The 12,917-nt window shown below is 68.0% G+C and carries 11 protein-coding genes, 1 tRNA gene and 1 pseudogene; 7 read left to right on the forward strand and 6 right to left on the reverse strand.

All coding sequences use genetic code 11. From position 1 onward, the window contains the following. The first annotated feature begins 83 nt into the window (after positions 1-83). Positions 84-2,420, forward strand: a complete 2,337-nt coding sequence (bamA, locus tag ACFOMP_RS18615; protein ID WP_289895197.1) for an outer membrane protein assembly factor BamA — start codon at positions 84-86, stop codon at positions 2,418-2,420. Further along, positions 2,420-3,310: an OmpH family outer membrane protein gene (locus ACFOMP_RS18620; RefSeq protein ID WP_379033345.1), complete on the forward strand. Its 891-nt coding sequence runs from the start codon at positions 2,420-2,422 to the stop codon at positions 3,308-3,310. Before bamA ends, ACFOMP_RS18620 begins: the two co-directional genes overlap by 1 nt. Before the next feature lie 125 nt (positions 3,311-3,435). Here the strand turns inward: ACFOMP_RS18620 and ACFOMP_RS18625 are convergent, their stop codons facing one another. Further along, positions 3,436-4,383 carry a nucleoside hydrolase gene (locus ACFOMP_RS18625; protein WP_289895200.1) on the reverse strand — a complete coding sequence of 316 codons (948 nt, stop codon included), beginning with the start codon at positions 4,381-4,383 and terminating at the stop codon, positions 3,436-3,438. 60 nt (positions 4,384-4,443) lie between these two features. Next, positions 4,444-6,903, reverse strand: coding sequence for a penicillin acylase family protein (locus ACFOMP_RS18630; protein WP_379033348.1), 2,460 nt, complete (start codon positions 6,901-6,903; stop codon positions 4,444-4,446). A 128-nt stretch (positions 6,904-7,031) separates the two neighbouring features. Between ACFOMP_RS18630 and ACFOMP_RS18635 the strand changes: the two genes are divergently transcribed. Together ACFOMP_RS18635 and ACFOMP_RS18640 are read left to right on the forward strand one after the other, a co-directional pair. Beyond that, positions 7,032-7,898 carry an NAD(P)-dependent oxidoreductase gene (locus tag ACFOMP_RS18635; protein WP_379033351.1) on the forward strand — a complete coding sequence of 289 codons (867 nt, stop codon included), beginning with the start codon at positions 7,032-7,034 and terminating at the stop codon, positions 7,896-7,898. A gap of 43 nt (positions 7,899-7,941) precedes the next feature. Continuing rightward, positions 7,942-8,016: transfer RNA gene (locus ACFOMP_RS18640), tRNA-Val, on the forward strand. A gap of 321 nt (positions 8,017-8,337) precedes the next feature. On the opposite strand, the gene ACFOMP_RS18645 is transcribed toward ACFOMP_RS18640, so the two are convergent. Next, a complete protein-coding gene (locus ACFOMP_RS18645; protein WP_289895203.1) occupies positions 8,338-8,781 on the reverse strand; it encodes a hypothetical protein in 444 nt (147 codons plus the stop codon). A 204-nt stretch (positions 8,782-8,985) separates the two neighbouring features. On the opposite strand from ACFOMP_RS18645, the gene ACFOMP_RS18650 reads away from it, so the two are divergent. Beyond that, the gene (locus ACFOMP_RS18650; protein ID WP_289895204.1) at positions 8,986-9,393 is read left to right on the forward strand and encodes a SufE family protein; all 408 of its coding nucleotides are present in this window, start codon (positions 8,986-8,988) and stop codon (positions 9,391-9,393) included. Between the two features lie 2 nt (positions 9,394-9,395). Here ACFOMP_RS18650 and mnmA read toward each other — a convergent pair whose 3' ends face one another. After that, positions 9,396-10,565 (reverse strand): tRNA 2-thiouridine(34) synthase MnmA, encoded by a 1,170-nt coding sequence (mnmA, locus tag ACFOMP_RS18655; RefSeq protein WP_379033355.1) that lies wholly within the window; start codon positions 10,563-10,565, stop codon positions 9,396-9,398. 167 nt (positions 10,566-10,732) lie between these two features. Between mnmA and sciP the strand changes: the two genes are divergently transcribed. Both sciP and ACFOMP_RS18665 read left to right on the forward strand, forming a co-directional pair. Continuing rightward, complete coding sequence (gene sciP / locus ACFOMP_RS18660; RefSeq protein WP_289895207.1) at positions 10,733-11,017, forward strand: CtrA inhibitor SciP; 285 nt, start codon at positions 10,733-10,735, stop codon at positions 11,015-11,017. Between the two features lie 83 nt (positions 11,018-11,100). Next, positions 11,101-11,637: pseudogene (locus ACFOMP_RS18665) on the forward strand (response regulator); the annotation flags it as partial. Positions 11,638-11,680: 43 nt separating this feature from the next. On the opposite strand, the gene ACFOMP_RS18670 reads toward ACFOMP_RS18665, so the two are convergent. Both ACFOMP_RS18670 and ACFOMP_RS18675 read right to left on the reverse strand, forming a co-directional pair. Beyond that, complete coding sequence (locus ACFOMP_RS18670; protein ID WP_379033358.1) at positions 11,681-12,688, reverse strand: tyrosine-type recombinase/integrase; 1,008 nt, start codon at positions 12,686-12,688, stop codon at positions 11,681-11,683. Further along, positions 12,685-12,917 (reverse strand): hypothetical protein (locus ACFOMP_RS18675; protein WP_379033361.1); only part of this gene is annotated, 233 nt, incomplete at its 5' end. The genes ACFOMP_RS18670 and ACFOMP_RS18675, both read right to left, overlap by 4 nt.

The raw sequence follows: 12,917 nt of genomic DNA on the forward strand, positions 1-12,917 counted from the left end.
TCCCGCCCGCTTCGCTGTATCCATCGAGGCAAATCCGGTGGGGTCAACCCGCCGGGAAACGCATTACTCGCGAGGGGCGGCGGATGACGGACAGGAAACTCGGCAAGGGCGCGCTGGCGCTGATCTCGGCGCTGGCGATGGCCGGGCCGGTCGCGACGGTGGCGACGCCCGCCGCGGCCTATGTCTTCAGCAATGTGCGGATCGAGGGCAACCAGCGCATCGAGCCGCAGACGATCCTGTCCTATCTGGACCTGCCGCGCGGCCAGGACGTCTCGGGCGGGGCGCTGAACGACGCGCTGCAGCGGCTGCAGGGCTCCGGCCTGTTCGAGACGGTCGAGCTGGTCCCCTCGGGCGGCACGCTGGTGGTGCGGGTGGTGGAATACCCCACCATCAACACCATCGCCTTCGAGGGCAACAAGCGGCTCAAGGACGAGAACCTGGCCGAGATCGTCAAGTCGCAGTCCCGCCGCGTCTATTCCCCCGCCCAGGCCGAGGCCGATGCCGCCGCGATCAGCCAGGTCTACGCCTCGGAAGGGCGGCTGGCCGCCCGCGTCGATCCGCGCATCATCCGGCGCGGCAGCAACCAGGTCGATCTGGTCTTCGAGATCGCCGAGGGCAAGGTCACCGAGATCGAGCGCATCGGCTTCGTCGGCAACCGGGCCTTTTCCGACAAGCGGCTGCGCAACGTCCTGCAGACCAAGCAGGCCGGCATCCTGCGCACCTTCATCAAGCGCGACACCTTCGCGCCCGACCGCCTGCCGGTGGACGAGAAGCTGTTGACCGATTTCTACCGCTCGCGCGGCTATGCCGATTTCAAGGTGCAGGCCGTGGCGCCTGAACTGGCGCGCGAACGCGACGCCTTCTACATCACCTTCCAGATCCAGGAAGGCCCGCGCTATACCTTCGGCACCGTCAACACGGTCAGCGAGATTCCGGGCGTCGACGCGGCGGAATTCGCCGCCCAGAACCGGGTCAAGCGGGGCGCGGTCTATAATCCGACGGTGGTGGACACCACCATCCGCCGGATGGAAGCGCTGGCGCTGCAGAAAGGCCTGAATTTCGTCAGCATCGAGCCGCGCATCACCCGCAACCAGCGCGACCAGACGCTGGACCTGACCTTCGCCCTGACCCGCGGCCAGCGCGTCTTCGTCGAGCGCATCGACATCGAGGGCAACACCACCACCCTGGACGAGGTGATCCGCCGGCAGTTCACCACCGTCGAAGGCGATCCCTTCAACCCGCGCGAGATCCGCAATTCCGCCGAGCGCCTGCGCGCGCTCGGCTATTTCTCGGATGTGCAGGCCGAAAGCCGCCAGGGCTCCTCGCCCGAACAGGTGATCGTCGACGTGAACGTCGAGGAACAGCCGACCGGCAGCCTGGGCTTCGGCGTCAGCTATGGCGTCTCGACCGGCGTCGGCTTCAACCTGTCGCTGTCCGAGAAGAACTTCCTGGGCCGCGGCCAGCAGGTGGACCTGTCCTTCGCCACCGGCTCGGGGACGCAAAGCTCGGGCCTGACCTTCATCGAACCCTATCTGTTCGGCCGCGATCTGAAGGGCCGGGCGCAGGTGTGGTACAACACCACCGACCGGTTGAACTCGGATTACAACACCCGCACCGTCGGCTTCCTGACCGGGCTGGAATTCCCGGTGTCCCAAAACGGCCGGCTGGAGCTGCGCTACAAGCTCAGCAAGGACACGCTCTTCGACGTCGAGCAGTATCACGTCGACGAGGAAAGCGGCGAGCTGGTCGGTTCCTCGCCGATCCTTTATGGCGAGCAGGGCGGCTTCTTCACCTCGGCGCTTGGCTATACCTACAGCTATGACAGCCGCGTCGCCGGGCTGGACCCGCTGACCAGCTACCGGCTGCGTCTCAGCCAGGATTTCGCCGGGCTGGGCGGCGACGTGGAATCGGTCACCACCTCGCTTTATGCCGGGGTGGAAAGCCGGGCCTGGCGCGAGAGCGTGACCATGCTGGCCGAGTTCGAGGCCGGCGCCGTGCACATGCTGGGCGACCAGAACAGCCGGTTCATGAACCGCTTCACCGGCAACGGCAAGATCCGCGGGTTCGAGCCGAACGGCATCGGGCCGCGCGACCTGGCGGCGCCGAACGAGGACGCGCTGGGGGGCAACTATTTCTGGGCGCTGCGCACCGAGTTGCAGTTCCCGCTGGGCCTGCCCGAGGAATATGGCATCACCGGCGGCTTGTTCGCCGATGCCGGTTCGGTCTGGGGTCTCGACAACACCATGGGCGCCTTCGAGACGCCGGTCGACGACGGCATGCATGTGCGCGCCTCGGTCGGCGCGTCGCTGTTCTGGACGACGCCGATCGGCCCCCTGCGCTTCAACTTCGCCAAGGCCCTCAAGAAAGAGGATTACGACGAAGAACAGGCCTTCGACCTGACGATCTCGACCAAGTTCTGATGATGCGCGGTCGGGGCATCGCGGCTTGGGGGCTGGCGGTGCTGCTGGCGGTTCCGACCGGTGTGTCGGCCCAGCAGCCGTCGCCCGAGCCGGTGCCGGCACCCCGGGCGCCGGCGGGGACGGACGACCATGCCGTGCCGCCGATGGTGGTCGAAACCCCGCCCTCCGAGGGCGAGGGGGTGCTGCCGGTCCTGACGCTGGACCAGGAGACGCTTTACGCCCGCTCGAAATGGGGGCAGCGCGTCCAGGGCGAGCTGGAGTTGCGCGGCCGCGAGATCGCGGCCGAGAACGACCGTCTGGCCGACCAGTTCGCCGCCGAGGAGCAGCAGCTGACCGTGTTGCGCCAAACCCTGCCGGCGGACGAATTCCGCAAGCGCGCCGACGAGTTCGACAAGCGGGTGGTCGAGGTGCGGCGCGCCCGCGACGCGGCGGCGCGCGAGCTTCAGGTCAGCGCCGACGAAGAACGCCAGGCCTTCTTCCGCGCCGTCCTGCCGGTGCTGGCGAAGCTGATGCAGGAGCGGGGCGCGGTCGCGGTGCTGGACCAGCGCGCCATCTTCGTCGCCTCGCAATCCATCGACATCACCGAGGCGCTGATCGAGCGCATGGACAGCACCGTCGACGCCGGTCCCGTCGAGCCCGAAGCCCCGTCCGATCTAGCGCCGGCGGACAGGCAGCAGTCCGGTTCGCCGCAACAGCCGGGGCCGGACGCACCGGCGGACGCGCGCCCCAATGCCGACGAGGGACCGACGCCGCCGGAGCCCGGCACCTCCCGCCAGCCGCAGCCGGATACGCCGTCGGGCAGAGAGGATTCCGCCGCGCAGCCCGGCACGACGCCGGAGCCGCAACAGAATGTCCCGGCGGCGAACGATGCCGAAGGTGCGGGCGACTGATTCCGCATGAGGGCGACTTCGTCCGCGCTTGATCGCGGGCTGCAAGGGCAGCCGCCATCCCAGCGCCAGCGGTCCTGGCGACGGCACGCCGGCGATTGGCGCCGCCCGCCCCCCGACATTTCGGCCTAGCCGACCCGCCGGTCCAGATCGCCGATGCGTTCGGTCAGCAGGGCGAAGAAACCCTCGGCATCCACCTCGCGGATGAAAGTGGCATTCGGGTCGCGGCCGCTGACGCGCCACCAGTCGGCGACGGTCATTCCCAGGGTGTATTCGCCCCGGGTCTCGATCTCGACATTGATGTAGCGGCCGCTGAACAGCTGCGGCTTGAGCAGCCAGGCGATGGTGCAGGGATCGTGCAGCGGCGCGCCCTCGCTGCCGTATTTCTCGCGGTCGTAGCGCTCGAAGAAATCGGTCCAGCTTGCGACGGCCTGGCCGATGCGGCCCATGGCGCGCATACCCTCGACCCAGGGCCGGCTGGTCAGCGCCCGATGCGTCACGTCCAGCGGCATCACCGTGATCGGGGCGCCGCTGGCAAAGACGATCCGGGCGGCTTCGGGATCGACATAGATGTTGAACTCGGCGGTGGGGGTGACGTTGCCGACCTCGAAATAGGCGCCGCCCATCAGCACGATCTCCTGCACGCGCGGGACGATGTCGGGCGCGCGCTGGAAGGCGGTGGCGATGTTGGTCAGCGGGCCGATGGGCACCAGGGTGATGGTGCCGGGCTGTTCGCGGCGCAGGGTCTCGATCAGGAAATCGACGGCATGACCGGGAGAGAGCGCGATGCCCGGCTCGGGCAGGGTGACGCCGTCGAGCCCGGTCTTGCCATGCACATGCTCGGCGGTGACCAGCGGGCGCGCGAGCGGCGCGTCGCAGCCGGCATAGACCGGCAGGTCCGGGCGGCCGGCCAGTTCGCAGATCACCCGGGCGTTGCGCTCGGTATGGTGCAGCGGCACGTTGCCGGCCACGGCGGTCAGCGCCAGCACCTCGATTTCCGGGCTGGCCAGCGCCAGCAGGATGGCCACCGCGTCGTCCTGGCCCGGGTCGGTGTCGATGATGATCTTGCGGGCCATGAATTCCTCTCATGCTCTTGCGCCGCCAAGGAAACCTTTGGCGACGGCGGATGCAAGCCCCTAGTTCCCGGCCGGCTGCAGATGGGTGATGCCGGCCGCCGCTGCCCGGGCCAGCGCCGGGTCCAGCGACATGCCGACATATTCGCCGCGCCGCCACAGTTCGGCCATGTCGTCGTAATGGCGCGAGAAGGGGTGGCCGGACTGGCCGGTCGAGATGATGAAGACCGAACTGTCGGGATCGGCAAGGTCGTAGACGCCGCGATAGGCCGCGCCGGTCACGTTCAGCCAGGGATTGCGGCCATGGCCCAGGAAACCGGCCTGCGCCACGGTCGCCGCGCCGCCCGAGGTGGGCTGGATCAGGTTCACGATATACGAGAGCCCGCGCATGTCCCCCAGCGCCGGGTGGACGTGGCGGGCGCGGTGCAGGTCGCCCCAGCGCCAGCTGGCCAGGTCGGGACCGAAACGGCTGCCCAGGTCCAGCAGCGCCGCGTCCAGCGCCTGGCGGGCGATCTGCGTGCAGGTCTCGACCGGGGCGGACTGGCGGATGTCGCACCAGGCCGCGGCGCCGTTCCGGTTGCGGAAGACGCGGTCGATGAAACCCGGGTAAAGCTCGGTCAGGTCGTCGGCCAAGGGTCCGAGTTCGTCGCGCACCAGCCGGTCCTGCAGGGCCCGCATCCAGGCGGCATAGATCAACGGCTCGGGCAGGTGCTCGCTCATGGCGCCGTCCCAGTTCGCCAGCAGCGCCAGCGCGTCCTGGCGCTGCCGCTCGGGCGTGCCCTGGGCGGCGGGCTCGTCGGTGAACCACAGATCGGCGCCGACCAGCGGCAGCAGCGCGCGGGCCACCGGGCTGACGATGTCGTTCTGGGCGGCGATGAAGCTGTCGCGCGAATGCACCTCGCGCGAGTCGATCAGGTGGCGCAGCCGGTCCTGGCGGTAGCCGTCGCCCCAGTCATGGCCCAGCCCGGCCGCGCCGCCGGGCGGTGCGGCGCCGGTGGCCGCGACGATGCCGTTCTGCGGGTCCAGCTCGGTCATTGCCGCCGGGGCCGGGTCCAGCCCCTCCCAGCGGTTTGCGGCGATCCAGCCCGGGGTGGGCATCCGGCCGGCGGTCTGGTGCCCGGCCTTGCGGCGCGGCACGGCGCCGGCCATGACCTGGCCCACGCCCTGGTCGTCGGCCAGCGTCACCAGCATGGCCGGCGCGATCAGGTCGCGCAGCGCGCGTGCCGCCGAGGCCCGGTCCGGCGCCCGCATCAGGCCGATCAGCGCCGTCATGCTGCGGTCGTTGCCATAGCCCCCGGTCCAGGACAGCGCCGCGACATGGCCGCCGGGCAGGATGGCGGCCAGGTCGAGATGCGCGGCCGGGATCACCGGCCCGTTCTCGGTCTCGCGCAGGGTGATGGTCCGCGGCTCGCCGCCCCGGACGCGCAGCGTCTCGCGCCGGGTCGCGAATGCGGTCCAGCCCTGCGCGCCGCGATAACGGTTCGGATCGCCGGGCTGCACTTCCTCGACATAAAGATCCTGGTCGTCGATCTGCGCCGGCGTGATGCCCCAGGCCAGCCCGGTATTGCGGCCCGACAGCACGGCCGGGATGCCGGGGATGGTGCCGCCGATCACCCCGCCGGACTGCAGCTCGATTCGCGCCAGATACCACAGGCCCGGCGCGGTCAGCGCGAATTGCGGGTCGTTGGCCAGCAGCGCGCCGCCCGCCGCCGTACGCTCGGCTGCGGCGGCGAAGCCGTTGGCCGAGGCGCCCGCCGCCGGCGCCAGGTAGCCCGCCAGCGTCGCCGTCCAGTCCTGCGGTCCGGCGCCGCGGTCCGGCGCGGCGAAGCGGGCGCCGGGAAACAGCCCGGCATAGGCGGGCAAGGCCGGTTCGCCGCGCATCGCGACCAGGTCCTGCCCGCGATCCGGGGCGGCCAGGGACAGCCGGGCCCGCAGCACCTCGCGTCGCATCTGCACGCTGGAGGAGGCGGCCAGCAGCTTCAGTATCGCCAGCGAATCCGCCGGTTCCCAATAGGCGATATCCTCGGGGTAAAGGAAGAATTCCGGTGCGCCGCGGCCACGCGCGCCCAGGTTGATCTGCCCGATCCAGGCATTGACGCCCTCGGCATAGGCCTGAAGCGCCTCCAGCACCTCGGGATCCTGCGCCTGAAGCGAGGCGCGGGCGTTGCGATACAGGCCCAGGCGCCGCGCCAGGTCGTCGGCGGCCAGCGCGCCCGGGCCATAGATCTCGGCCAGCCGGCCCTGCGCGGCGCGGCGCAGCACCGTCATCTGGAACAGCCGGTCCTGGGCATGGGCAAGGCCAAGCGCGAAGAACACGTCGCGGTCGGTCTTGCCGAAGACATGCGGCACGTCCTCGGTGGTGCGCACGATCTCGACCGGGGCCGAGATGCCCTCGACCACATAGCTGCCGTCGTAATCGGGCAGCGAGCGGATGGCGAAATACCAGGTCAGCACCACCAGCGCGATGGTCAGAAAGATCAGCCCGACCGTCAGACGCACAAGCCAGCGGAAAAGTGTCACCATGAAAAGGCGCGGTCCCGAGCTTGGGCGCGAGAGGTTGACCCCCGCGCCGGGTGATGAAATTCATCGGGGTGAATAGGGCAGGGCGCGTGCCGGATCAACGCGCCTTTCATCAGCTTGGGGAGAAAGTGATGGCGCGCGTGGCATTTCTGGGACTTGGGGTGATGGGCTTTCCCATGGCGGGCCACCTGGCCGCGGCCGGGCACGAGGTGGCGGTCTGGAACCGCAGCCCCGCCAAGGCCGAGGCCTGGGCCGCGCGCCACAAGGGCCGCGTGGCCGGCAAGGCCCGCGAGGCGGCCGAGGGGGCGGAATTCGTCATGGCCTGCGTCGGCAATGACGACGACCTGCGCCAGATCTGCCTGGGCGATGCCGGCGCCTTCGCCGGCATGGGCCGGGGCGCCGTCTTCGTCGACCATACCACGGTCTCGGCCGCGGTGACGCGCGAGCTGTCGACCGTCGCGGCCGAGGCCGGCATCGGCTTCGTGGATGCGCCGGTCTCGGGCGGGCAGGCGGGGGCCGAGAACGGCCAGCTTTCGGTGATGTGCGGCGGCGCGGCGGCCGATTACGACCGCGCCGAGCCGGTGATCGCCGCCTATGCCAAGATCTGCCGGCTGATGGGCCCGTCGGGCGCGGGGCAGCTGACCAAGATGTGCAACCAGATCGCCATTGCCGGGCTGGTGCAGGGCCTGTCGGAATCGCTGCATTTCGCCGAGAAGGCGGGCCTCTCGATCGCATCGGTGGTCGAGGTGATCAGCCAGGGCGCCGCCGGCAGCTGGCAGATGGCGAACCGCCACCAGACCATGGCCGAGGGCCGTTTCGACTTCGGTTTCGCGGTGGACTGGATGCGCAAGGATCTGGGCATCTGCCTGGCGACGGCGGATGAGACCGGCGCCAGCCTGCCGGTGACGGCGCTGGTCGACCAGTTCTACAAGGAGGTGCAGGGCATGGGCGGCGGACGCTGGGACACCTCCTCGCTGATCGCGCGGCTGCGCCGGTAACGCGCTTGCCAAGCGCCGGTGGCTCGGGCTATCAGCCAAGGCGGGGGCGGTAGCTCAGCGGTAGAGCGACACGTTTACACCGTGTTGGTCGGGGGTTCGATCCCCTCCCGCCCCACCAGTCGCGTGCCCGGCGGACATGGCCTTCAGGGTCGATGGTCACTTGTCCGCCGCGACCTTGCCCTTCCAAGCCATGGCGCCGGTTGCGGCTTTTTGCCTCCCTCGCCGCGGTGAACAGGATTTGCAGGGTCCCGGCCGCTGCCGCCCGGCATTTTTGGCTGTCCTGCGGAATGCAATCCGGGGATTTTGGGGCGGCGCATCGCCGCCCTGCTGATCCGGCGAGCGGATCGCGGGCGGCATCCGTGCCCTTTGCGCGTGGCCAGCACGGTGCTTGCGACGTGCTGCGGAGGCGAGCCCGAAGCCCGCCGCCTTGCGCTGCGGCTCAGCGGCGCAGGGTGACGGTATTCGCCGCGCCGGTGATCACCACCTCGCGCAGGTTCGGCAGCACGGCGTTGGGGATGGTCATGGCCACCGTCACCGTGTCGCTGGCCGGGTTGGGCGGATTGGCGGCGGCGAAGGTGTCGGCCAGGGGCGGCTTGCCGACCAGCCGCAGCCGCAGCACGCCGTTCTCGTCGGGGCGGATCCGGCCGCGCGGCATCGGCACCTCGGTGACCAGCGCCACGTCCCACCAGCCCTTGCTGGCGGCGAGCCCGGTCACGATCAGCATGCGGCCTTCGTAGAGCGGCTCCCACTTCGCCCCGGCGACATGGGCCAGCGGCACGCGGCCGTCCTGCACCGCGGTCGGATAGCCGCCCTCGGGTTCCAGGGTTTGCGGCTGCTGCGAACCGCCGAACCAGCGCATCGGGTTCAGGCTGCTGTCTCCCATGCGGCCGCATCCGGCCAGCACGAGCATCGCACAGGCAAGAGTGCCCAATGTCCTTGTCCGCATGAACGCTGTCCCCGCTTGTCCCATCGCTTTGCCGCAGTGATAGGGCAAGTCGGGCGGGGGTGAAAGCCTCTTTGACCTCGCGGCCGCTGCGCGCTATGCCATCTTCGCCCGCCCGATCGCGGGCATGCGAAAGGACGTCCCATGGCCACCCCCGCCTTTGAAGAGATCGCCGAGAGCTTCGATTTTCTCGAGGATTGGGAAGAGCGCTACCGCCATGTCATCGAACTGGGCAAGGCGATGCCGCCGATGGATCCCGCGCTGCAGGTGCCGGCCACCAAGGTCGAGGGCTGCGCCAGCCAGGTCTGGATCATGCCGCGGATCGAGGCCGGGCATTTCGATTTTCAGGGCGACAGCGACGCATTGATCGTGCGCGGGCTGGTCGCGATCCTGCACGCGCTCTATTCCGGCGTCCCAGTCGGGGAGGTGGCCGCGATCAATGCCAATGCCGAACTGGGCCGGCTGGGCCTGGAGGAGCATCTTTCGGCCCAGCGGTCCAATGGGTTGCGCGCCATGGTCGAACGCATCCAGAAGCTGGCCGCGGCGGCCTGACCTCAGCCGCCACGGCGGTGCGAGATCCAGCCGCCGCCCAGGACGCGGGTGCCCTCGGTGGCGTAGAACACGCAGGCTTGGCCGGGGCTGACGCCTTCTTCCGGAGCCAGCAGCTCGACCTCGGCCCGGCGGTCGCCGGTGGCGCGCAGGATCGCCGGCCGCGGCGGCCGGGTCGAGCGGATGCGGGCGGCGATGGCGATCTCGCCTTCGAAAGGTTCGTCGCCCAGCCAGTTCACCTCGGTCACCGGCACGATCCTGGTCGCCAGCGCCTGCTTGGGGCCGACGACGACCCGCCGGGTGTCGGGCTCCAGCCGCAGGACGTAAAGCGGATCGCCCAGCCCGCCGATGCCAAGGCCGCGACGCTGGCCGATGGTGTAATGGATCACGCCGCGATGCGCGCCCAGCACATTGCCGTCCAGGTCCACGATCTCGCCCGGATCGGCGGAGCCGGGACGCAGCTTCTCGATCACGCTGGCGTAATTGCCGTCCGGCACGAAGCAGATGTCCTGGCTGTCGGGCTTGTCGGCGACCGAAAGCCCGTATTGCGCCGCCAGCGCCCGGGTCTCGGCCTTGCTGGCCAGCCCGCCGAGCGGGAAGCGCAGGAAATCGAGCTGTTCCTGGGTGGTCGAGAACAGGAAATAGCTCTGGTCGCGGGCCGGGTCGGCGGCCATGTGCAATTCGGCGCCCCTTGGGCCGTCGAAGCGGCGGATGTAATGGCCGGTCGCCATGCAATCGGCATCGAGCTCGCGCGCGGTCTGCAGGAGGTCGCGGAACTTCACCCGTTCGTTGCAACGGATGCAGGGCACCGGGGTGGCGCCGGCCAGATAGGCGTCGGCGAATTCCTCGATCACCGATTCGCGGAACCGGTTCTCGTAATCCAGCACATAATGCGGGAAGCCGATGCGCTCGGCCACCCGGCGGGCGTCATGGATATCCTGACCGGCGCAGCAGGCGCCCTTTTTCGCCAGCGCCGCGCCATGGTCGTAAAGCTGCAGCGTCACGCCGATCACGTCGTAGCCCTGTGCGGCCAGCATCGCTGCCACCACGGAACTGTCGACGCCACCGGACATGGCGACCACCACGCGCGTCTGGGCCGGAGGCTTGGCGAAGCCCAGTGAATTCATGGTCAGGTCCGGCGCATCGTGGCGCAGAGGGGTGCTTGGCGCTGTCATGGATCGTCCTTGTCGCGGGCGCGCCATCGGTCGCGCGGCCGCAGTTCCATACATTTATAGGAAAAATGCGGCAATTCTCAAGGGCGGGCGCCGAGAAACCCGGCGCGACTTCACCGCGACTTAAGAAGTTTGCGGCAGAACGGGGCAAGGAAGACAGGGACTTGCCGATGTTCTTGAAGAAAACCCCCGGGCCTCGGACCGCGATTCTGCCTGACGGCAGCGTGCTGACCCTGGCCGATCTGCCCGACCCGCAGGTGCGCTGGGTGGCGAGCCGCAAGGCGGCGGTGGTCGATGCGGTGCATTACGGCCTGCTGTCGCGGCAAGAGGCGATTCGCCGCTACGGTTTGACCGAGGAAGAGTTCGACGGCTGGGCCGCCGCCGTGCGCCGGCACGGGCGCAACGCGTTGAAAGTCACCCAACTGCAAAAATTTCGTCAACCGATAGTTGAATAAGACTTAACTGCCTCTCTGGTAACGTGATATTAACCTTTTGTGTAGAAATTTTGCCAATGGGCTGGTTAGCAAGGGGACAAATTATGCGAATCTTTCTGGTCGAGGATGATCCAACCACGGCGCGCAGCATCGAGCTGATGCTGACCCACGCCAATTACAATGTCTATCGCACCGACATGGGCGAGGAAGGCATCGATCTGGCCAAGCTTTACGACTACGACCTGATCCTGCTGGATCTGGACCTGCCGGACATGCACGGCATGGAAGTGCTGCGGCAGATTCGCATGTCCCGCGTCGATACGCCGATCCTGATCCTGACCGGCTCGGACGACACCGAAAGCAAGCTGCGCGGCTTCGGCTTCGGCGCCGACGATTACATGACCAAGCCCTTCAACCGCGACGAGCTGATCGCCCGCATCCAGGCCATCATCCGCCGCTCCAAGGGCCACAGCCAGTCGGTGATCCGCACCGGCGAGATGGTGGTGAACCTGGATGCGCGCTCGGTCGAGGTGGGCGGCCGCCCGGTCAACCTGACCGGCAAGGAATACCAGATCTTGGAACTGCTCAGCCTGCGCAAGGGCACCACCTTGACCAAGGAAATGTTCCTGAATCACTTCTTTTTCAGGATAAGCTATTGGAAATATTGAAATCGAAAAGGGCGTTTCACTGGCCGTTTCCAACTTCGCGTTTTGTTCGCCGTGCGTTCTGCGCCTCTCGGGCCTTCGCGCGCATGTCGGCTTTACGGCTGTAGTGACGCGCCATCTGCTCGGACGAATGCCCGGTGATCGCCATCACATGCTCGATGCTCATGCCCGGCAGACTGGCGATTTCGGCGGCGGCGGAATGGCGCAGCGCATGGATATCCCAAGGCATGGCGTCGATCTTGACCCGCACCTCCGTCACCAGCTTGTGGGCAAACGAGTAGCTGCACGGCCGACCGTTCGGCTGCGCTATGATCGTATCGCCCAGTCGTGGCGCCTGTTCGAGTATCCCTGCTAGTGCGTCGGTGAATGGCACAAAGATCCCGGCACCAGTCTTCTGTTGGCGAACCCAGATCCCGCCGTCCTCGATATCAGCCCATTGCATTTTCAGGACGTCACCGATTCGCTGGCCGGTGCCCAGAAGCATTTCGAAGATGAGCAAGGGCAGGGGGCCGGCTTCCTCCCTGAACGCCTTGATCCTGTCCTCCGGCCATGGCTCGCGTGGGGGCCGAACGCCCTTGAGCTTTTCGACACCCTCGGCCGGGTTCCGATCAAGCCAGCCGATCCGAACGGCATGTGCCAGTAGCGTGGATAGGGTGCCGATCTTGCGGTTGGCATCGGTTGGAGTGTCCCGAAGCGCGTCCCGCATCTCGTAGATGTGGGCAGTGCGCAGCGTGGCCGGGTCGATGTGTCCCGCGACCTCTTCGAGATAGCCGAAGTGTCGGCGATAGGATTTCCTGGTGTTGTATGCGAGCGCTGGCCAGCGTTCGGATTCCATATATTTCTGTATCAGGCCCTTGATCGTGCGCTTCGGGGCGGGCGGCCGGCCGCGCATCAGCAGAGCATATTCCGCGGCAAACTCGGCTGTCCCAGGCGCAGTATACATCCGCTGGGTCTTGCCCCAACGGCAGAAATAGAGATAGCCGCGCTTCCCCTTTGCATAGACATATGCCGGCAGGTTGCGCTTCACTTCTTCCGACTCCAGTCGATCAGATCGGCAGGCAATGCGTCCTTGGGCGTCTCGAATATCAATTCGATCTTGTCGCCGTCGGTCTTGACGCCGGCCACGATGTAACCGGCCTCCTTGCTGACGATCAGCATGCGCTTGAGGGTGGTTTCCGGCTTGCCCATCACGCCCTCCCCTTCCTGACCTCGCGGGCACGATGCTCCAGCTTGGCGGTCGCCATGATCGCCGGTTT

Source organism: Paracoccus simplex (assembly GCF_042648325.1).
GTDB lineage: Bacteria > Pseudomonadota > Alphaproteobacteria > Rhodobacterales > Rhodobacteraceae > Paracoccus > Paracoccus simplex.